The following is a 20033-nucleotide window of genomic DNA, read 5'->3' on the forward strand; positions in this document are numbered from 1 at the left end:
CATGCGCCTGATCGAGTTGCCGGCCTACGGTGGTGCCGCTGCGCGCGTTGCGTTGCGCCCCTTGAACGGGGCCGACGAAATGAGCCTGGCCGGCACCGATGTACCGGCCATGCTCGATCTGCTGGCGCGGCTGGCGACCCGCAGCGAGGGCGGCGCGCTGGCCTTGTCGGAGCTCAGCATCGCCCAGACAGACCGTCTGCTGGCGGCCTTGTATCAACGGCTGTACGGCGACAACGCGGAGTGCCGGGTGCGCTGCAGCGGCTGCGCCCAGGGCTACGAGTTCAACCTGGATCTGGCGCAGATCCAGCGCGCCCAGGATGCCGACCAACCCGCGCATACGGAGGCCGGCGGCGGTTGGCGCCTGGCCGATGGCCGTCGAGTACGCGCACCGCGCTACGCCGATCTTGAGGCGGCGGACAACAGCCACGCGCTGTTGAGCCGTCTGCTGCTGAGCGGCGATATCGAACCGGCGCCCGAGCGCATCAGTGAGTTTCTGGAGCGCGCAGCACCCGTGCTGTCGCTCGATCTCGCCGCACCCTGCCCACACTGCGGTCGCGCCGAAACGGTACGTTTCGACCTGGCGCGCTACCTGGCCCAGCGGCTGGTCGCCGAGCGCCCCTTCCTGCTGCGCGAGGCGCATTTGATGGCCTCACGCTACGGCTGGTCGCACGCCGAGATCATGGCCCTGCCGCGCGATGATCGACGCGCCTACGCGCGTCTGATCGAGTCCGAACGCGCCGGCGCGCTGCGCAGGCGGGCCGGATGAGCGCCTACCTGCAGCGGTTGTTCGACCGCGCGGCGCCGATGGCCGCGCCGAGCCTGCCCAGCGCCGTGCCCGCCGGCCCTTCGCTGTCGCCGGTGGCGCTGTCCGATCAACGCCTGAACGATCCGGCGCGTGCGGCGCAGTTCGATGCCGCGACTGGGTTTGATTCATCGCTGGACGCATCGGGAACGACGTCGGAGCTGCCGCCGACCGGGGTCGACGCGGGCTTGCCTGCGACGCCTCACGTGCAATCACCTGAGCAAGCACGGCCACAGTCTGCGGCCGTTCGTTCAGAAAGCGCCCTGCCCGCGCCGGTCGCCGATGCAGCGCGCGTGGCAGCGGATCCGATAGCGCCGACACAGGCACCTGGCCTGCGCCCCGGCGTGCTCGACATCGAACCGGGCGATTTGCTGCTGCCAGAGCCACCCGAAGCGGCGGAGCCCGTGCAGACCGAGCCGCCTGCGCCGGTGCCGCGAGCTGTCCCCGCCACACCAGACCACGATGGGGCGCGCGCAGCACCCGCCGCGGCGGAGCACTCAGAGCGCGCACCGCTCGCGCCAAAGCCCCTGCCGCGCCGTTCACCACCACCCGCACCGTCCGTAGAAGCACGACCGCTCCCGCTGGCCGTACCGCGCACCGAAGTCGCGATCACCACCGTCACCCCAACCGCCCAGGCCGACGCAGTACAACGCCCACTGCAGCAGGCCATGCCACCGCCGCTGCAGATGCCCGCATTGCCCGCAACCGAACCATCTCCCGAGGCACCCGCCGCGCCATCCGCAACGCCCGCTGCGCGCCGCGAACCGCCTACAGCGGCACCGCAGCCGCCGGCTGAGTCTCCGCCGCCGCGCGTTCGCCCACTGAGCGCCAATGAAGCTTCAGTCATCGGCCCGCTGACCCCGCGCCAGCGCGCGCTCACCCTGTTCGGTCTGCGCAGGCGCTAGGCATGAGCACCGCCAACCTCTATCTGGTGACCGCGAGCCTGCGCCGGCTGCTGGATCTGAACGTGCGCGCCCTGCTGCTGCGGCAATCGCTGCCGACCACGCTCGATGTCACCTCGATGCCGCCGGAGCGGGTCGGCGCCGCTACCAACACGCTCAATCTGCACCTCTATCACCTGCTGGAAGACGCCCATCACCGCAATGTGCCGACGCCCGGGCGCGGCGGTGCGCCGGTCTCGCGCCAGCCCTTGGCGCTGTCGCTGTACTACATCCTCACCGCCCACCACGAGATCAACGATGTGTTCGATGCGGAAGTGCAGCAGCGCAACTTCGGGCTGGCGCTCAAGACCCTGCACGACCACAGCTGGATCGACGACACCCTCGCGATCTCACCCGATGGCGGCCCGCCGCAGATCGTGATGGCACCGGGCTTGATCGGCGGCAACAACCGCATCGAGATCTCGCAGCGGCCCCTGACTGCCGAGGAATCGATGGCGTTCTGGTCGGCCGAGCAGAACTCCACCACGCGGCTGTCGGCCTACTTCGAAGTCCGCACCATCTTCCTGGAGCCCGAGCTGCCGACCGGCGCCAGCGGCACCGTGTTCGATCTTGGGGTGTTCCTGTCGGTCGGTCAGGCGCCCTCGCTGCGCCGTGCTGCTGCACTCAGCCACTTCACCCCGCCTCCCGGCAGCGGCTTTGGCCCGCAGACGCTGGACACGGCTCCCGCACGCGCCACCCTGCAACCAGGCGCGATCCCGCCGGTGAACCGCGTGCAGCTGCAGGGCAGCGCCCTGGCGGGTGATGGCATTGCCGGCAGCGCGCGGGTGCTGCTGCGCACGCCGAGCTGGCGACAGCTGACGCCGCCGCGCGATGTGGTGGCCGTGGATGCCGCGCTTAATCCAGCCTGGAACGTGCAGTTGAACGAACGCGCCGGTCAGTTCGATCTGCAGGGCCAGATCATTGTCGACGACGGCGGCGGCCCGATCGCGATCGAGGTCACTCCAGGGATCTACGCGGTCTCGATTGAAACCCGTCGCCGTCGTGAAACCCCCAGCGGCGTGCCGCGGATCAGCCGCGCCGAGAGCAATCAGATCGCGATCTCGGTCGGTGCCCGCATCGCCAGCCACGACCCCGCGAATGCGTTCGGACGCATCGTTGTGCATGTGATCAATGTGTTCGATCTCACTGCAGCCGGGCTGGAGGTGCAGCTCGCCCTCGATGGGGTGCTGTACGACGATGCGCCGGCCTTCAGCGGCGCGCCTGCACAGGACCGCGGCCTGTTCGTGCGTCAGCCCGGGCGGATCGAACTGCATCCCTTGTTCGACCCCAGCTTGAGCGGCAGCCGCCCGCTGCGCTTGATCATCAATGGCGCCGAGTCACAGCCGTTCTGGGTGTTGAGCCCATGAACGCACAACTGCAAACACCCACTGAGATCGCGGCAAGGCGCAGCGCCGCCGAGCTGATCGCCCAGCGCGTACACGCGCTGCTGTCTGCCGCAGACGCCAAGGCCACCGACGCGCTCGCCGACGGCAGCACGCGCGGCAACGCTCAACGGCTGGCGGGCGCCGAAGGCCGCGCTTGGCAGCGGCTGCTGCAGCTGTTCGCGCTAAGCCCTGCCGAGGCCGACCTGCTGCAGTTTGCGATCGGTGCGGCAGTCGATCCGAGCCTGGGAGCCTTGCTCGCCCAGGTGCAGCAGATGGACGCGCGCTGGCTGCCGACCGAGCAGACGGTGATCCGCCTGTGCGGGCATCCGTCGCGGCCGATCTGGCGCCCGACCAGCCCGCTGTCGATGTGGGGCCTGCTGACGCCGATCCGCCGTATGCCGGGTGAAGCCCCGGGCTTCGAAGCCGACCCGCGCATCGTCGATTGGCTGTTCGGCAGCCTGTCGCTGGACGCCGCCCTGGTGCTGGCGGCGGAGCGCGCACCGACGCGTCCGGTGGCACCGGAGTGGCCGGTGCGGGCGATCGCCGAGCGCGTTGAGCACGCCCTGCGTCAGGGCGCAGAAGTCCGCGTGGTGATCGAAGCCCGCAGTGGCGCGGGCCGCAGCAGCTTTGCCTGCGCAGTCGCAGCTGCACTTGGCCGCGAGGCCCTGCTGATCGACCCCAGCGCACTGATCGGCAACGACTGGCCGGATGCCTACATGCGCGCGCAGCGCTTCGCCCTGTACGCCGACGTGGCCCTGATCTGGCGCGAAGGCGCGCCGGCGTGGCCGCACAAGCTACCGATGGCGCCGCTGCAGTTCGTCTGTGTGGGTGAATCCGAAGCGCCGCCCGCCCATGCAGGCTGCGCCGACATCGTGGTCGCCCTGCCCGAACCCGGCGTGGCGGCCAAGGCGGCCATCCTCAGCCAGTTGGCGCCGCAGCTGGCCGATGCCGCATTGCGCATCGCCGCCACGCCGGGCCTGTCGCTGGCGGATCTGGAAGAGGCCGCTGCTTCGGCACCGCGTAGCGCGGCCGAGGCAGCGGCGCACCTGCGCGCCCGTGCCCGCGCACGCATGCACGGCGTCGGCCGGGTGGTCGACCCGCAGTTCGACTGGGACGATCTGGTGCTGGCGCCCGATCTGGCCGCGCAGCTGCGGCGGATCGCGTTCGAGGTGCGCACCCGGCCGAGCCTGTTGGCCTGCGCTGAAACCGCCCGCTTGTTCGAAGGCGCCGCGGGGCTGTCGGCGCTGTTCAGTGGCCCGCCCGGGGTGGGCAAGTCGATGGCCGCCCAGGTCATCGCGCGCGAGCTGGGCATCAATCTGCTGGTGATCGATATCGCCAGCACCACCAGCAAATTCATCGGCGAAACCGCCAAGAACCTGTCCAACGCCTTCGCCCGCGCGCGCGCCGCCGGTGCGGCGCTGATCTTCGAAGAAGCCGACGCCTTGTTCGCGCGCAGAACGGAAGTGAAGGACTCGAACGACCGCCACGCCAATGCCGACACCAACCATCTGCTGCAACTGATGGAGGGCCACGACGGGCTGGTGATTCTGTCGACCAACCGACGCGCCAACATCGACCCGGCCTTCATCCGTCGGCTGCGCCACGTGCTGGAGTTTCCGCGGCCCGGGCCGGAGCAGCGGCTGCGCCTGTGGCAGACCATGCTGGGCGCGCTTGGCGCGGAGCTGGCGCCGCTGCAGCCCTGCCTGCAGGCGCTGGCCACAAGCCACGAGCTGTCGCCCGCTCAGATCAAGAGCGCGGCCTTGAGCGCTGCCTACTCGGCGCGTGAGCGCAGCAACTCCGTGGACACGGACGATCTGCTGCAGGCCGCCGCGCTCGAACTGACCAAGGAAGGTCGCTCAGCGCCGCCGCAGGCGCGAGCGACGCGCCACCGTGGGAGCGGCGCACATGGCTGAGACCGGCAATCCGATCAGCCCGCCGGTGCTGCGCGGGGCGATCATCCAGCTCATCGAGGAGCTGGGCATCGTGGTGCCGAATATCGTGCCGTTCCAGTACAACCCGGCCAGCATGACCCGCGAGCTCAAGCCGTGGAATCCGTTCGAGGTCGATCAGGCCAAGCGCGGCACGCAGTCGCCGATGGTGCAGCCCTACGACCCGGAGGAAACCTACAAGCTCAGCCTGGAGCTGGACGCCACCGATGACCTGGAGGACGGCGACCCGATCGCCATCGCCACCGGCGTGGCCTCGCGCATCGCCGCGATCCAGAAACTCACCGCGCCCTCGCAGGGCCTGATCGGCGACCTGATCGGCAGCGCGCAGGCGCTGGCAGGTGGCGTGCAAAAGCAGGCTGCGCGGCCCTCGGTGCCGATCTGCCTGCTGGTGATGGGGCCGGGGCTGATCGTGCCGGTGCGGGTGACCACGCTGTCGATCGAGATCAAGGAGTTCACGCCCGCCCTGTTTCCGCATATGGCGCAGGTGCAGATGGAGCTGCGCGTGCTGACGCCCGAGGTCTTCAAGTGCAAGGCCACCGCCGCGACCGAGCTGGCGATCGCCGCCTATGACTTCACCCGCCTCGGCGAGAACGCACTCGCCATCGCCAATTTCGCCAACGCGCTGAAGGCCGCGCGTTCGATGCTGCCGTTCTAGAGCAGGAACCGACCATGTCCGTGTTCGATCCGAAAAGCCGCTACGCCCGCTACGCCAAACGCGTGACCGCCATCGACCGGCGTGGCCGGGTGGTCGCGGCGGTCAGCCCCGCGGAGCTGCCGGCACAGACCGAGCTGGGCCGGCATCGGCTGCGCCAGGGCCAGCGTCTGGACCATCTCGCCGCGCACTACTTGGGCGACCCCGCGGGCTTCTGGCGGATCGCCGAGCTCGAAGACGCTTTCAGCACCGAGGCAGCGCTGGACGCGCCGCTGGTGCGCATTCCGACGCGGAGTTAGAGCATGGGCTTCGGGCTGATCCTGACCTCTGGCGACACGCGCGTGGCCCTGCCTGAGACGGTCAGCCAGTGGCTGGTGGAAGCCCGGGTCGAGCTGGAGCTGTCCAAGCCGACGCGCTTCGCGCTGCGCTTCGAGGACGACCTCTGCGACGGCGGCTCGCACATGGAGAACGTGCCGGAGCTGCAGCCCAAGCGACTGATCGGCATCTTCGTCGAGCAGGACGGCGCGCTGGAGTGCCTGGTCTATGGCCCGGTCACCGACATCAAATCGGCCGCCGTGCTCGGCGGTGCGGGCTCGTGGGTCGAGATCCGCGGCGAGGACCGTCGGGTCGAGATGGGCCGGCTCGGCGTGCAGGCCACCTACACCGGCAAGGCCTCGGCAGCGGCGCACTCAATCCTCGCCGCCTACGGCTTCAGTCCCGAGACCCAGGACACCCTGATCGAGCACGACGCGCAGCGCAGCCAGCTCAGCCAGCGCGGCACGGATCTCGCCTTTCTCGAAGATATTGCGCGCAAGAACAATATGGAATTCTGGCTGAGCTATGCCGCCGAGCGCAGCCCCGGCAGCGACGCGATCAGCCTGACTGAGACCGCCAATCTGCGCACCTCACCCACCCGCGCCCAGCCCGGCGATGTGCCGCAGCTGCCGACGCTGGCGGCACCGCCGGACCGGCTTCTGCGGGTCAATCCGCCGCCACGCGAGTGCCCGAGCGTCAACCGCTTCGAAGCGAAGATCGATTTCGAGAAGCCTACGGCAGCGCGCGGCTTCGCGATGAACGACCGCGGCGCCAGCGAGATCGTCGAGCAGATCGTCAGCGATGCGGCACCGGTGGATGGCGAACGCCCGCTGGAGATCGAAGGCGTCAAGCGCGAGGCGATCGCGCCGCCGACGGTGACGCCCGACGAGGCCTTTCTGGCCCAGGACGCACTGGTGTTCGAGCAGAGCTGGTTCGTCCAGGTCGAAGCCTCGACCTCGCTGGAGCAGGCGCAGTTCGTGATCCTGCCGCACCAGATCGTCGAGGTCAGCCACGCCGGCCCGCGGCTGTCCGGCGCCTACCAGGTGATGAAGGCCGTGCATGTGGTCAATGCGGCCGATCACCTGATCGATTTCACCCTGCGTGCCAACGGCCTGGGAGCCTCCGCATGAACGCCGCCATCGCCGATATCGAACGCGTGTTCGAGGAGCTCGAAGGTCGCCATCTGGGCAAGTATCGCGGCTTGGTCACGGCCAATGACGACCCGCTCAAGCAGGGCCGGATCGAGGTCAAGGTGCCGGCCGTGCTCGGCCAGAAGACGCTGTGGGCCCTGCCCTGCGTGGCCTATGCCGGGCCTGATGTCGGCCTGCTGATGCTGCCGCCGGTCGGCGCCAGCGTGTGGGTGGAGTTCGAGGCCGGCGACCGCAGCCACCCGATCTGGGCCGGCTGCTTCTGGGCCGAGGGCGAGCTGCCCGCCGATGCCGATCCGCAGACCGCGGTGCTGCGCACGCCCGGCGCCACGCTGCGGATCAGCCACGACGGCGTGGTCGAGATCGAGACCAGAGCGGGCACAAAGCTTGTTCTTAGCGGTAGCGAAATCAAGCTGGAGGCACCGGCAATCAACCAGTCCGCCAACGGTGGCGCCAGCGGGCTCAGCGCCGGCGGCTTCGAAGCGCAGAACGGCGCCTTCAAGGTGGTGTGAGGAAAACCATGACCACGCCCGTCTCAGTGCTTCCCGCCGGTGTGCTCGGCAACGATGGCAGCCCCGCTGCGGCGCGGGTGTGCAGCAACACCCGCGTGCTGGCGGCGACCGGTGCGCTCGGGCTGGTCACCGATGTCATGCAGTTCGCCGGGCCGGCGGTTTCCGGCAGCTGGATCCTCGGCGCCAGCCGCGTGCAGGTGAACGGCGTGGCCGTGGTCAACCAGGCCGCGGTCGGCCTCTGCGTCGGCACGCCCGGCGTGCTGCCGCCCGGGCCGATGAGCGTCGCCCAAGGCGATGCGCGGATCAAAGCGCTATGAGGCGGCCATGAACGACACCCTGCATGCGCTCAGTTTCCCGTTCGCGATCGACCGCGGCGGTGGCCGTGCGGCCGAGACCCAGGACTACGAGGCCTACGCCCGCCAGCTGATCCGCCAGGTGCTGTTGACCGCGCCGGGTGAGCGCATCAACCGGCCCGACTTCGGCGCTGGCGTACGCCGCATGGTATTCGCGCCGAACTCGCCGGCAGTCGCCTCGCTGGCGCAGACCTTCGTCTATCAGGCACTGACGCGCTGGCTGCCGACCGTCATCAAGGTGGAAGCAGTGCATGTGCTGGCGCGCGAGGAGTCGCTGCTGATCGAGGTGCGCTACCTGTTGATCCAGCGCGGTGAAGTTCGCACCCTGAACGAAGAGGTCGCGTTCTGATGGCCATCGACCGCAAGACCGTGCTGTGCGAGCAGACCCTGCTGACCGGGATCGACTTCATCCAGGTGGTCCAGCCGCTGGTGCAGACCCAGCTGCGGGTGTTCTTCGTGGTCGAGCCCTCGGCGCTGGACGCACCGATGATCGCCGCCGCCGCGGTGCCCGACCCGCTGCCGCCCGCGGATGTTGGCGCGGCTGTACTGGCGCCGGGCATCGGCGTACGCATCGTCGCCATCGACAGCGGGCTTGAGATCGCCATCGACAGCGTGCGCTGGCGCAGGGTCGCCGCGCCGGCCGGCTTGCGTCTGGCGCTGGAGGTGAGGGTGCCGGCACCCGGCGACTTCGGCCTGTATCGGCTGTTCATCGATGACGCGCGGGTCGATCCGTTCTTCAACGGCGTCGAGTTCAGCTTCAAGCAGGGCTGCCCTTCGGACTTCGACTGCCGCAGCCCCTGCGCCGACGAACCCGAGCCCAGCCCGGATGTGGAGATCGACTATCTGGCCCGCGATTTCTGGTCGCTGCGCCGTGCCCTGCTGGACTTCGCTGCCGCCCGCTATCCCGGCTGGTCGGAGGCACTGGAGGCCGATCAGGCTGTGATGCTGTTCGAGATCATGGCGGCCCTGGGCGACGAGTTCGCCTATGCGCAGGATCGGATCGTGCGCGAGACCGCACTCGCCACCGCCACCCAGCGCCGCAGCCGCTCGGCGCTGACGCGTCTGGTCGACTACACGCCGGACCCGGGCCACGCCGCCGAAACGGCGCTGGCGCTGTGGGTCAGTGCTGCCGCAGAACAAGCCGTCGACGCCCGCGCCTGGGCCTTGCCTGAGGGCGAGCCAGCGTTGCCGTTCTCGTTGATCGAGGCGCTGTGGACGCATCCGGCCTGGAACAGCCTGCCGCTGCATCAGCCGGACCGCGACGTCGAATGTCTGCCCCGCGGCGCCACCGAGGCCTGGCTTGTCAGCGCGGGCCCTACATTGGGCCAACTACCGCCAGGCACGCCGCTGACGCCGATCGAGTTCTGGCACGGCAGGCGCGGCATTCTGCGCAGCCGTCCAGCCGACCCCGCCCAGCCCGCGCGAGCCTTCGAGATCAACTTGGTCGAGGTCGAGCTGATGGTCGACACGCTGGCGCCGATACCCGGCGTGCCGACGCCGATAACCCGCATCCGCTGGCGCGAGCCGACGCCTTGGCCGCTGCCACTGGCCGAGACCGAACTCCTGCTCAACATCGCCCAGGCACGGGCCGGCGAAACCGTGATCGAGACCTTCCGGATCGGCAGCGATGAGGCCTTGCTCGCCCAGCACGCGCCGGCCGATGAAGCCGCGCGGCGTGCGCTGCTGGCCTTGCCCCGTGCGGTCGAACGCGAAGGCCCGTTCGACCCCGAGCGCGGCGGCCGCGAACGCATCGTGCGCTACGGCCTGCGCGCGACCGAAACCCTGGGCCTGGGCTGGAGTGGCCAGCGTCACCCGTTGGGCCTGGGCAGCCTGAGCGGCGATGTGCCGCTGCTGACGCTGACCGAAGTCACGCCAGCACCGCACCTGCCGGTGCCCGGCGCCACCGCGTGGACGTTCTTCCGTGATCTGCTGGGCGCGGACTTCGACAGCGCGGCGTACACGCTGGAAGAAGGCATGTGGCGCGAGGTGTGGACCCACCAGACGCCGCTCGAGGATGTGCGGTTCCAAGACTACGCCAGCGACCGTGGCTGGACCCTGCGCTTCGGCGCCGCCGGATTCGGACGCGGTCCGGATGACGCCCAGATTCTGCAGGCGCGCTTCACCACCGCACCCGGCAGCCGCGCCAACCTGCCGCCCGACAGCGTGGTCCATCTCACTGCGGCCGGCAGCGCGACGACGCTCGCGAATGTCATTGCAGTGAGCAATCCGCTGCCGATCGACAGCGGCCGCAATGAGGAATCTGCCGACAGCGTGCGCATCGATGCACCGGAGGCCTTCCGCGCCCTGCCGCTGCGCGCGGTTCGGCCGGAAGACTACAGCCAGATCATCCAACGCCTGCCCTGGGTTCAGCGCGCACACGCCAGTACCCGCTGGACCGGCAGCTGGGCAACCGACTTCGTCGCCGCAGACCCGCTGGCCGGCATAGCGCTGAGCGATGCGCAGATCGCCGAGCTGCAGAACAGCCTGGACTGCATTCGCCAAGTCACCCGTGACGCCCGCGTGCTGCAACCGGACTACCTCGATATCGATCTCGAAGTCGATGTATGCGTGCGTGGCGATGCCTACCCCGGCGAAGTCAGCCCACGCGTGCTGCGCGCACTGGCGCCGCCGGGTTTGTTCCATCCCGACAATTTCACCTTTGGCCAGACGCTGAGGCGTTCGGCGATCGAGGCCGCGGTGCAGGCCGTACCCGGGGTGAAGGGCGTCGAGGCGATCCGCCTGCGTGTACGCAGGCGCCGTGACTGGCACACGTTTGATCTGCCCGAGCTGCAGGTCGAGCCCTGGCAGATCGTCCGCCTGCAGAACGACCCACGTCAGCCCGGGCGCGGTTCGCTGCGCGTCAATGCGCACGGAGGTGCCGCATGAGCTGCGCACATGACTTCAGCTGCGGCTGTCCGCAGCCCGGAGACCCGCCGCCGCCCTTGATTCCAGCCGACTTGGGCGAGCTGCGCCTGCGCCAGGCGGCGGGCTTTCCGGAGTACCGCGCGGCGATGCTGGCAACGCTTCCGCTGCTGCCGCCGCTGCAGGACTGGCGAGCACGCAGCGCCGCCGATCTGGGCCTGATGCTGGTCGAGGCCTGGTCCTACGTGCTGGATGTGACAGGGTTCTACGACGCGCGCAGCGCCGAGCGCAGCTATCTGTCGACGGCGCCGGATGCCCTGAGCGCACAGCGCCTGATCGGCCTGATCGGCCACCGGCCACGTCCAGCCATGGCCGCGCGGGTGCAGCTGGCAGTCGAAGCGGATGGCCACGACCCGGTCACCCTGCCGGCCGGCACCGCGTTCCGCTCAGGCCCTTTCGCGGGCGAGCCGCCGCAGGTGTTCGAACTGGTGCAGGCGCACACCCTCTGGCCGCAGCGCAACCGCTGGCGGCTCGCGCCGGTGCGCGAGGATCGCTTCGACGGCGTACTGCGCTTCCTGCCGCGGCGCGCGCCCAATGCCGGCGCGGTGCTGCTGCTCCGCACTGCAAGCCAGGCCGCGGCGGTGAGGGTGCTGGCGATGGAGGCCGAAACTGCCGACGACGGCGAGACCTATCAGCGCGCCGTGCTCGACGCCAGCAGCCAGTCGCTCACCGCCCTGATCGGCCAGCCCTTGAGCATCCTGCAAGTCGCAATCCTGCGGCTGCCGCTGGCGAGCAGTGCGCTGGGCACCGCCAGCGGTGCCGCCGCGGGCAGCATGACCCTGGATGGCCTGTACCCGCAGCTGCGCGCAGGCACCTGGGCCGCGCTGGAACTCAGCTCCGGCCTGCACGCGGTGCAACTGCAGGCGGTCAGCCACGGCAGCATCACACTCACCACCGGCACCGCCGGCGGCGAGAGCGCGACCGCGCAGGTGCCGGCCACCGTGCTCAGCTTCGATCCACCGCTCAGCCTCGGCAGCCACAGCCTGGTCCATGTCGCCCCGCTTGAGATGGGCGCACCGACGCGCCCGGCCAAGACAACACTGCTGTTGAACGATCTGCAGCCGCGTGCCGCGCTGAAGGCGCCGATCACAGCGCTGGGCGCAGCGCCTGCCAGCGGTATGGCGATTGTGGTCGGCGCGCAGCAGCAGGGTGCGCTGCTGCATGCGCAGACACTGCCGCTGGGCACGGGCGCCGCCGAGCTGCATCCCGATGCATCGAGCCTCGCATTTGCGCAGGCCCTGAGCACTCCGGTGCAGGTGTTCGGCAATGTGGTCGAAGCCGTGCGCGGCGAGAGCGTACGCGATGAGATCCTCGGCGCAGGCGATGCCAGCCGCAGCCAGCTCAGCTTCAAGCTGAAGAAGAAGCCGCTGACCTGGGTCGAGGACGCCAGCCGAGCGAATGGCCGCCGCCCTGAGCTCACCGTTCGCGTGGATGGCCAGGCCTGGAGCTACGTCGAAAGCCTGTATGGGCACACGCCGCAGGAGCGCGTGTTCACCCTGCGCCAGGACGCTGATGGCAACAGCTGGGTCGAGTTCGGTTTCGGTCGCGGCGCCCTGCCCGGCACCGGGGTCGACAACGTGCGTGCGGACTATCGCTTCGGCGCGGGTGCAGCCAAACCGCCGCCGGGCTCGATCAACCAGATCGCGGTGCCGGTACGCGGCCTGGGCTCGGTACGCGCACCGCTGGCGGCCTCCGGCGGCGCCGATGCCGAACACGCCGACGAGCTGCGCAGCAGTGCAACCGCGTCTGCGCTCACCTTGGGCCGCGCAGTGTCGCTGGCCGATTTTGAGGCCCTCGCCCGCGGCTATGCCGGCGTGCTCAACGCCAGTGCGGCCTGGGCCTGGGACGAACGCCGCCAACGCGCCTGCGTAAAGTTATGGGTGATTACGGATGGCGGAGATCCCAGCGCAGGCTTGCGCGGCTGGCTGTCGGCACGCGCGGTGCCGGACCTGCAGATCGCGGTCGAGCGCGCCCAGCCCGCCGCGGTCAGCAGCCTGTCGATCGCGCTGCAGATCGACGCCCGTTTCGAGCCCACCGACGTTCGCCTGCGCGCCCGCACCGCCTTGTTCGATGCGCCACAGGCGCTGCTGTCGCCCAGGCACCAGCGCATCGGCGCCGCCCTGTTCCGCAGCGCGCTCAGCCATGCCCTGCATCAGGTCGCTGGAGTCGCTGGCGTCAACGCGATCCTGTTCGACGGCCTGCCGATGCCGCAGGCGCTCGCGCCCGGCCAGGGCCGCTGGTTCGACCTCGCCGCCGGCACCTCGGTGAACTGACATGCACAGCAGCCTGCCCCCGCCCACCCCCGCCGATGACGGCTTCGAGCGCCACTACACCGAGAAGCTGTGGGCGCTGATCCCCGAACTGCATCGCAATGAGGACGGCCTTGCCGCACGCCCCGACCAACTGCGCGCGCTGGTCGAAGTGCTGGCGCGGCAAGCGGCGGTGGCGCGGCGATCGATTGATCGCCTGTCGGCCGACACCCGCGCCGACGAAGCCGACGATTGGGCGATCCCTTACCTCGGCGCCCTGCTCGGCGCGCGCCCGGTGCACGCCCGCAACCGCGCGGGTCAACGCGCGAACCTCGGTCGTACGCTGCTGTATCGGCGGCGTCAGGGCACGCTGCGGCTGGCCGAGCTGCTGGCCGATGACATCGCCGATTTCGATGCAGTCGCCGCCGAGGCCTTCAAGCGTCTGCCACGCTACTGGCATCTGCTTGATGCAGGTCCACTGCCCGGGCCGATCACGGCGTCGCCGCAGTGGGGCTATGTCGACCTGCGCAGCGTCCGCGTGGCCGAACTTCTGGATGGACCACACGACGAGTTCTCGCACTTCCCGGACATGCGCCAGCACCGCGGCCAGCTGGGCCGCTACGGTGTGGCGCGGCTCAACCTGCATCTGTTCCGCCAGTACGCCTTCGCGCTGCGCGGGGTCACGCCAGTACAGATCGCGCCGCAGCTCTACACGCTCGATCCTTCGGGCCGCGACGTGCCGATGTTCCAGATCGGCGGCCGTGTCAACGCCGACTGCCACCCGGCCTGCGAATGGCAGATGCGCGCCCCGCTGAGCTGCCATCGGCTGAATGCCGCAGGCTTTCGGCCCCTGCGCGCGCATGCGCCCGCAGGTTTGGCGACCGCGCTGGCGCCGATCTACGGCCGCCGCTTTGCGCATGAGTCCGGCCTGCTGGAGGCCGCCAATGCAGCGCTGGCGCCCGCCGTGCTGAGCGACGCCCAGGCCGCGGCCCTGATCGGCGCGGCGATGGAGACCGCTACGCCACGTTTCAATCTGCTGCCCGGTGGTGACGCCAGCGCGATGTCGGTGTCGCTGGCGGTCGGCGCGGATCTCGACGCAACGCCACTCGGGCCGACCGAGCTGTATGGCGCGAACCTTGCCGAATGGGGCCTTGACCACGCGGTGCCGGGCTGGGTGCGGGGCGTGGTTGATCCGCGGCGCGGGCGAGTGCGGCTGATGGCGCCACCGCCAGCAGATCTCGATCTGCAAGTGCAGGGCATCTACTACGGCTGCTTCATGCCGGTCGGCGCCGGTGGGCACGCCCGCGGCGGCAGCTATCCCGGCGCTGGCTTCACCGCGCTCAGCGTCGACCAGCCCGACTTCACCCAGCCGCTGTCGGGCGAACTGCGCTTCATGGACAGCCGCACCGTGCGGCCATTGCTGCCGGCCAACGGCATCCTGCGCGTCGACGGTGATCTGCTGCTGCGCGCCGCCGAGCGTCAGCGCCCCTACGTGGTGCTGGCGGCCGCCGCAGGCCAGACCATCCGCCTGCGCGCGATCGCGCCCGATCTGGAACTGGTCATCGATGGGCTGTGGCTGGGCGTGCTCGGCGCGGCGGCCGGCGATTGCGTGCTGCGCATCGAGGGCAGCTGGCGCCGGGTGGTGCTGCGCGACCTCAACATCGACCCCGGCGGCGAGCGCGCGGCAGCACCGGGCCAGCCGGCCGAGGTCATTCCGGCGGTCACTCTGGAGTTCGGTGATCCGATCGCCGAAATCGAAATCAGCAGTGCGATGACCGGGCGCATCGTCGAAGCGCCCGACGCGGTGGATGCCTGCGCCACCGACTGTGTGCGCATGCGTGAGGTGATCGTGCGAGGCAATGGGCCGCAGCCCGCCATCCTGCTGCGCAATGCGCGTCTGCAGATCGATGACAGCACAGTGTTCGGCGACATCACGGTCGGCCGCATCGACGCCAGCCAGCTGCTGGTCGACGGCCGGGTGCGGGTGGAAGACCGGCAGGCCGGCTGCTTCCGCTTTTCAGCCGCGGCCGGCGGCGGCCGGGTGCCGCATCCGTACCGCAGCCACTTCTTCAGCCCGAGCTTGCCTGCCGGAACCTTCGTCTCGCGACGCTTCGGCGATCCGGGCTATGCCCAGCTCAGCGAGCAGGCGGCCGGATCACTGCGCACTGGCGGCGACGGCGGCAGCGAGATCGGCGTGTTCAACCGCGCCCTGGATCCGATCAAGCGCGCCGACCTGCGCAACAAGCTCGACGAGTTCATGCCCATCAATGCCATCGCCCAGCTCGTGATCGAGACCTGAGCCCCGTAGGAGTCTGTAATGACCGCCGACATCTCCCGCCATTCACTGCGCCCCGCGCAGAAGTTCACCGGCGTGGTGCGCCAGCAGGGCCGGCTGCCGATCGATGCCGAGGAAACCGAGGCTGGCGACTTGGCCAGCCTGATGCTGCGCCAGGCGATCGCCGAAACCATCTGCGCACGCGGCAGCCCCAACCGCGGCTTCCGCATCCGCGATCCGCTGGTCGGCCCGCCGACCGCACCCGCGCTGGATTTCACCATCGAGGCCGGCAGCTTCTACCTCGGCGGTGCCCGCTGCGGGACCGACGAGATCCAGTACCGAAGCCAGCCCGACTGGCTGAGCTTCGATCTCGCCAACCCCGGCCCGAATCTGCCGGCCGCGGGTGCATCGCGGACGGATCTGGTCTGGCTGCAGGCGGAAGAAATCACCGTCACCGCGACTGAAGACGCCGAGTTGTTCGAGCGTGCGCTGGGCGGCGCGGACAGTGGGGCGCGCCGCCGACTGCTGCCGCGGGTGCGGGTGCTGGAGGATGTGCCGGCCAGCTGTGACGAAGCCTTCGCTGATCTGATCGCCCGTGAGTTCCCCGGCGCCAGCCTCGACGCGGAGCGCTGCGAGCTGGTGTCGGGAGCGCGGCTGCGGATCGGCTTCACCCAGTTGGAGCCGCTGCAGGATCTGTGCAGGCCATCAGCGCAGGCCGGTTTCCTGGGCGCACGCAACGAGACCTTCCGCGTCCAGATCACTCGCCCCGGCCGCTTTGTCTGGGGCCGCGACAATGCAGCGCCGCTGTACCGGGTGCAGGTGACGGACAACGCTGGCGGTGAACGTCGACGCCTGCAGTTTCTGACCCCACCGCGCGACGAATTCGGCTGGCCCTTGGCCGGAATGACCGTCGAGCTGCTGCCCTGGGGCGCCGCGCTCGACAACACCGAGAAGGCGGCCGAACCCAGCGGCCTGCTGCTGCGCGTGCTGTCGGGGTTTGATCCAGCCACCGAGTCGATCGAGGTCACCGCCGAGCTGCCGCCCGGCCCGAATGCCGAGGTGCCGGCGGACTGGGAAACCTGGCTGAGCGCGGCCACTGCGCTGAACCCGCGCGACCCGGCAGGCAGCGAACGCTACTTCTTCCTGCGGGTGTGGACCGGCGGTGGCGCCGGCAGCGCATTCGACCATCCGGTCGACCTGCTCAATCCAGTGCCGCTGGGCGACACCGGTCTGACCGCCGACTTCAGCGGCGCCGGGCTGCCGGGCGACTACTGGATCATCTCGGCGCGGCCGAATACGCCGACCGAAGTCACCCCATGGGCCCTGCTCGACGGCATGCCGCCGGTGGGCCCGTGGCGCTTGTTGGCACCGCTGGCATTGCTGCCGTGGACCGGGCCGGTGCCGGGCACGCCGATCGACTGTCGGCATCGCTTCCGCTCGCTGTGTCGCAACACCGGCTGCTGCGTGGTGGTGGTCGGCGACGAACGCCAAAGCCATGGCGATGTCAGCAGCATCCAGGATGCGATCGACTCACTGCCCGCCGAGGGCGGCACGGTCTGCGTGCTGCCCGGCCACTACGACGAAAGCGTGCACATCCGCGACCGTCGCGACATCCGCGTCCATGGCTGCGATGCCCGTTCGCGCCTGCGTGCCGGGGCCGATGATGCAGGCGCACGGCCGGGCTTTCTGATCGAAGGTTGTCAGGACATCGCGATCGAGCACATGGGCATCGAGGCCGGCCCGCGCAGCGCGGTGGAGATCGTCGAATCGTCCCGGATCGCGCTGCGCGACTGCGTGATCCAGATGCGCGACGAGCCCAGCCAGTACGCGGCGATCTTCGCCCGCGGCGAGGATCTGCTGATCGCGCGCAACCTGATCGACACGCTGCCGCGCAGCGATGGCGTGAGCCTCGGCGATGCCGAATTGAATGGTCCCTGCGATGGCGCGTCACCGGCGCCAAGGCCGGTGCTGGCCCACGCCAGTCGAGGCGGTATCCAGCTCGGCGGCGGCTGCGAGCGGGTCGAGCTGGTGGACAACGCGATCCGTGGCGGCGTCGGCAACGGCATCACCCTGGGCAGCCTGTTGGTCATCAGCGAAGACGGCGGCGAACAGGAGCAGCCCGACCAGCCCGGCACAGACGACCCCTGCGACCCGTGTCGGCCGCTGGATTCAAGCAGCGACGATGAAGACGACGACGGAGGCACACGCATCCGTTCGGCCGGCGATCTTTACGACATCGAGATCCGCGGCAACCGTATCGAGGACATGGGTGGCAACGGCATCAGCGTGGTCCGTTTCTTTGCGCTGCAGCAGCAACCCATCCTGATCACCGTGCACGGCCTGCATATCCTGCACAACCGCATCGAGCGCTGCCTGCGCCGGCCCATCGCCAGTCCGTCGCAGGCGATGCAGGGCTTGATCGGCTACGGCGGCATCGCACTCGCCGTGGCGCGTGATCTGCGGGTGCTGGGCAATGACATCCTGCGCAATGGCAGCGGCCATCTCGACCCCATCTGCGGCATCTTCGCCGTGGCCGTGCAGGGCCTGCAGATCTGCGACAACCGCATTCTCGATAACGGTCCACGCCTGAACGATGAGCTCGATAGCGCGGCCAGTGTCGGCAACCGCGGCGGCATCTGGATCTGGCTGGCGCTGCCGGTGCGTAGGAACAACATGAAGCGGCGCGAGGCGCGTGCCTTCGCCGGCCTGGCCAGCGTCACCCTCAACGACAACAGCGTGGTGGTGCCGCTCGGGCGCTGCATCACCCTGTTTGCGCTCGGCCCGGTCACGGTCGGGCAGAACCGCCTGCTCAGCCAGTCCACCACCGGCCAGGGGCTGGACCTGATCGCCACCAACACCCTGATTGCCAACTTCGGCATCAGCAACGAATGGACGCTGGGGTTGCTATGGGTGCTGGTGCTGACCCTGCTGGGCAAACCGCCACAGTTGAATGATCAGTTCACGCCCTGCGAAGTCGCCAGATGGCTGGGCCTGCTGCAGAGCGAGAACGAGCAGCAGCCATCACTCAGCACGCGCTGGGTCACCGGCAAGACCCTGCTCAGCGGCAACCAGATCAGCACTCAGTGTTTGCAGGAGCGGGAGCTCGGGTTTGCGGCGAGTTCGGTGCTGGTAGCGAGCCTGGATGACGTCGGCTTTACCAACAACCAGGTCGAGATCGAAAGCACGAACCGCTTCTTTCTGACCGACCTCGCTGTCATCGGCGGCAGCGTGCGGGTGGCCGACAACCGCCTGTCCGAAACCTGGATGCGCGCCTTCTTCTCCGGCCTCAGCGCCGGGCTGATGAATACCACCACCGACAACCAGGCCACCCATTGCCTGACCGCCGCCAGCCTGCTGCCGGGCATGCGTGTGTTCAACAACAACCTGAGCCTGGTCGAAGCGTTCTGCCCGAACGAATGCGGTCGGCGCGATGACATCCGTGGCTGAGCCCGAAGGAGAACCCCATGTTCAACAGCGATGACTTCAGCAAGCGCTATCGCGACCCCAGCGGCGCCGAGCGCGTCCAACCCGAGCGGCGCGCGCGCCTCGACCGCCATCTGGGCGAACTGCAGGAGCGCGGCCCCGCACTCGGTTTCGACCTGCTGGCCGTGTTCGAGATGCTGCCGCAGGCGCTGCAGTCATCGCAGCAGGTCGAACACCGGCGACTGCTGAAGCGCCACGGCGACAAGCACCCGCGCGTACTGGAGGCCGCGCTTGCGCTGGAAGAACTCAGTGCACTGGAGCAGCGGGCCAGCGCTGGCCGCGCCCGCGCGCGGCGGCTGATCGAGCAGGTCGGCTCCAAAGGCCCGGCCTTCCATGGTTTCGTCACCGATTCCTCGGGCCAGCCCTTGCCCGGCATACGCATCGAAGCGCGCGCCCTGCGTGAGCGGCTCATCGCCGTGGCCAGCACCGCCGATGACGGCTATTTCAGAGCGCCGCTTCCCGCTGCGGAGCGGGTCAAGCCTGTCGATGAGACATCCGCTCAGCCCGGCGCCAGCCCGACCGCGGCGGCAAAGAACCCATCCGGCATGCAGACCCAGGTGCTGCTGCGAGATCGCAGCGGTCGTCTGCTGTATGAGGATCCTCTGCCGCTCCTGCTCGACGGCAACAGCGCCTATCGCGACTACCGCATTTCGCGACCCGACGATGACAGCGTTTATCAGCCAGGCAAGCCCGAGCCTCAGCCCGCACCCGCACCGGCCGGCACGTCGACGCCGCTCGAACATGTGCGCGGCATCGGCCCCAAGCGCGCCGAGCGTCTGCGCGCCGCCGGCATTGGTGATCTCGAAAGCCTGCTGCGCGCCGATGCCGATCATCTGGTCGAGATCCTGGGCTTCGATGTCGGCCCGACCCGTGCTGAAGCCGAGCGCGTCTTGGCCGAGCATCGCGCCGCGACGAGCGAGCCCCGAGGCAGTGCGGATGCGGCCGGCGCGGCGGTGCGTCAAGCCAAGCCGAAGGACTCGGCCGACGCCGACACCGACACTCACACCGACACAGACGAACGGCCGCGCGGCCGGCGCGACGGCTGAG

General features: G+C 69.5%; 15 protein-coding genes. All 15 read left to right on the plus strand.

What is annotated here, in order from left to right; translation table 11 throughout:
* Position 1 precedes the first annotated feature (1 nt).
* Genes ACIQ7H_RS04470 through ACIQ7H_RS04540 form a run of 15 tightly spaced genes read left to right on the plus strand, consistent with a single transcriptional unit; the run spans position 2 to position 20032 of the window.
* Positions 2-766 carry a hypothetical protein gene (locus tag ACIQ7H_RS04470; protein ID WP_395788803.1) on the plus strand — a complete coding sequence of 255 codons (765 nt, stop codon included), beginning with the start codon at positions 2-4 and terminating at the stop codon, positions 764-766.
* Positions 763-1707, plus strand: coding sequence for a hypothetical protein (locus ACIQ7H_RS04475; protein WP_395788805.1), 945 nt, complete (start codon positions 763-765; stop codon positions 1705-1707). The genes ACIQ7H_RS04470 and ACIQ7H_RS04475 overlap by 4 nt, the downstream gene beginning before the upstream one ends.
* A gap of 2 nt (positions 1708-1709) precedes the next feature.
* A complete protein-coding gene (locus ACIQ7H_RS04480; RefSeq protein ID WP_395788807.1) occupies positions 1710-3110 on the plus strand; it encodes a DUF4255 domain-containing protein in 1401 nt (466 codons plus the stop codon).
* Positions 3107-5041, plus strand: a complete 1935-nt coding sequence (locus tag ACIQ7H_RS04485; protein WP_395788809.1) for an ATP-binding protein — start codon at positions 3107-3109, stop codon at positions 5039-5041. The genes ACIQ7H_RS04480 and ACIQ7H_RS04485 overlap by 4 nt, the downstream gene beginning before the upstream one ends.
* Entirely contained in the window at positions 5034-5732 is a 699-nt protein-coding gene (locus ACIQ7H_RS04490) for a hypothetical protein (RefSeq protein ID WP_395788811.1), read from the plus strand. The genes ACIQ7H_RS04485 and ACIQ7H_RS04490 overlap by 8 nt, the downstream gene beginning before the upstream one ends.
* 14 nt (positions 5733-5746) lie before the next feature.
* Positions 5747-6028, plus strand: coding sequence for a hypothetical protein (locus tag ACIQ7H_RS04495; protein WP_395788813.1), 282 nt, complete (start codon positions 5747-5749; stop codon positions 6026-6028).
* A 3-nt stretch (positions 6029-6031) separates the two neighbouring features.
* Positions 6032-7174 (plus strand): hypothetical protein, encoded by a 1143-nt coding sequence (locus ACIQ7H_RS04500; RefSeq protein ID WP_395788815.1) that lies wholly within the window; start codon positions 6032-6034, stop codon positions 7172-7174.
* Complete coding sequence (locus ACIQ7H_RS04505; RefSeq protein ID WP_395788817.1) at positions 7171-7704, plus strand: phage baseplate assembly protein V; 534 nt, start codon at positions 7171-7173, stop codon at positions 7702-7704. Before ACIQ7H_RS04500 ends, ACIQ7H_RS04505 begins: the two co-directional genes overlap by 4 nt.
* 8 nt (positions 7705-7712) lie before the next feature.
* Entirely contained in the window at positions 7713-8021 is a 309-nt protein-coding gene (locus ACIQ7H_RS04510; protein ID WP_395788819.1) for a hypothetical protein, read from the plus strand.
* A gap of 7 nt (positions 8022-8028) precedes the next feature.
* A complete protein-coding gene (locus ACIQ7H_RS04515) occupies positions 8029-8406 on the plus strand; it encodes a GPW/gp25 family protein (protein WP_395788821.1) in 378 nt (125 codons plus the stop codon).
* A complete protein-coding gene (locus ACIQ7H_RS04520) occupies positions 8406-10943 on the plus strand; it encodes a hypothetical protein (RefSeq protein WP_395788823.1) in 2538 nt (845 codons plus the stop codon). The genes ACIQ7H_RS04515 and ACIQ7H_RS04520 overlap by 1 nt, the downstream gene beginning before the upstream one ends.
* Positions 10940-13252, plus strand: coding sequence for a hypothetical protein (locus ACIQ7H_RS04525; RefSeq protein ID WP_395788825.1), 2313 nt, complete (start codon positions 10940-10942; stop codon positions 13250-13252). The genes ACIQ7H_RS04520 and ACIQ7H_RS04525 overlap by 4 nt, the downstream gene beginning before the upstream one ends.
* A gap of 1 nt (position 13253) precedes the next feature.
* The gene (locus tag ACIQ7H_RS04530) at positions 13254-15527 is read left to right on the plus strand and encodes a hypothetical protein (protein ID WP_395788827.1); all 2274 of its coding nucleotides are present in this window, start codon (positions 13254-13256) and stop codon (positions 15525-15527) included.
* A gap of 18 nt (positions 15528-15545) precedes the next feature.
* On the plus strand, positions 15546-18950 hold the full coding sequence (locus tag ACIQ7H_RS04535) for a DUF6519 domain-containing protein (protein ID WP_395788829.1): 3405 nt from the start codon (positions 15546-15548) through the stop codon (positions 18948-18950).
* A 17-nt stretch (positions 18951-18967) separates the two neighbouring features.
* Positions 18968-20032, plus strand: a complete 1065-nt coding sequence (locus ACIQ7H_RS04540) for a helix-hairpin-helix domain-containing protein (protein ID WP_395788831.1) — start codon at positions 18968-18970, stop codon at positions 20030-20032.
* Position 20033 lies beyond the last annotated feature (1 nt).

The sequence above is a fragment of the Aquimonas sp. genome (genome assembly GCF_044377145.1).
GTDB lineage: Bacteria > Pseudomonadota > Gammaproteobacteria > Xanthomonadales > Xanthomonadaceae > Aquimonas.

Bases quoted from the DNA above. Each gene is read 5' to 3' on its own strand.
- ACIQ7H_RS04470 (WP_395788803.1), top strand. From the start codon at position 2: ATGCGCCTGATCGAGTTGCCGGCCTACGGTGGTGCCGCTGCGCGCGTT.
- ACIQ7H_RS04475 (WP_395788805.1), top strand. From the start codon at position 763: ATGAGCGCCTACCTGCAGCGGTTGTTCGACCGCGCGGCGCCGATGGCC.
- ACIQ7H_RS04480 (WP_395788807.1), top strand. From the start codon at position 1,710: ATGAGCACCGCCAACCTCTATCTGGTGACCGCGAGCCTGCGCCGGCTG.
- ACIQ7H_RS04485 (WP_395788809.1), top strand. From the start codon at position 3,107: ATGAACGCACAACTGCAAACACCCACTGAGATCGCGGCAAGGCGCAGC.
- ACIQ7H_RS04490 (WP_395788811.1), top strand. From the start codon at position 5,034: ATGGCTGAGACCGGCAATCCGATCAGCCCGCCGGTGCTGCGCGGGGCG.
- ACIQ7H_RS04495 (WP_395788813.1), top strand. From the start codon at position 5,747: ATGTCCGTGTTCGATCCGAAAAGCCGCTACGCCCGCTACGCCAAACGC.
- ACIQ7H_RS04500 (WP_395788815.1), top strand. From the start codon at position 6,032: ATGGGCTTCGGGCTGATCCTGACCTCTGGCGACACGCGCGTGGCCCTG.
- ACIQ7H_RS04505 (WP_395788817.1), top strand. From the start codon at position 7,171: ATGAACGCCGCCATCGCCGATATCGAACGCGTGTTCGAGGAGCTCGAA.
- ACIQ7H_RS04510 (WP_395788819.1), top strand. From the start codon at position 7,713: ATGACCACGCCCGTCTCAGTGCTTCCCGCCGGTGTGCTCGGCAACGAT.
- ACIQ7H_RS04515 (WP_395788821.1), top strand. From the start codon at position 8,029: ATGAACGACACCCTGCATGCGCTCAGTTTCCCGTTCGCGATCGACCGC.
- ACIQ7H_RS04520 (WP_395788823.1), top strand. From the start codon at position 8,406: ATGGCCATCGACCGCAAGACCGTGCTGTGCGAGCAGACCCTGCTGACC.
- ACIQ7H_RS04525 (WP_395788825.1), top strand. From the start codon at position 10,940: ATGAGCTGCGCACATGACTTCAGCTGCGGCTGTCCGCAGCCCGGAGAC.
- ACIQ7H_RS04530 (WP_395788827.1), top strand. From the start codon at position 13,254: ATGCACAGCAGCCTGCCCCCGCCCACCCCCGCCGATGACGGCTTCGAG.
- ACIQ7H_RS04535 (WP_395788829.1), top strand. From the start codon at position 15,546: ATGACCGCCGACATCTCCCGCCATTCACTGCGCCCCGCGCAGAAGTTC.
- ACIQ7H_RS04540 (WP_395788831.1), top strand. From the start codon at position 18,968: ATGTTCAACAGCGATGACTTCAGCAAGCGCTATCGCGACCCCAGCGGC.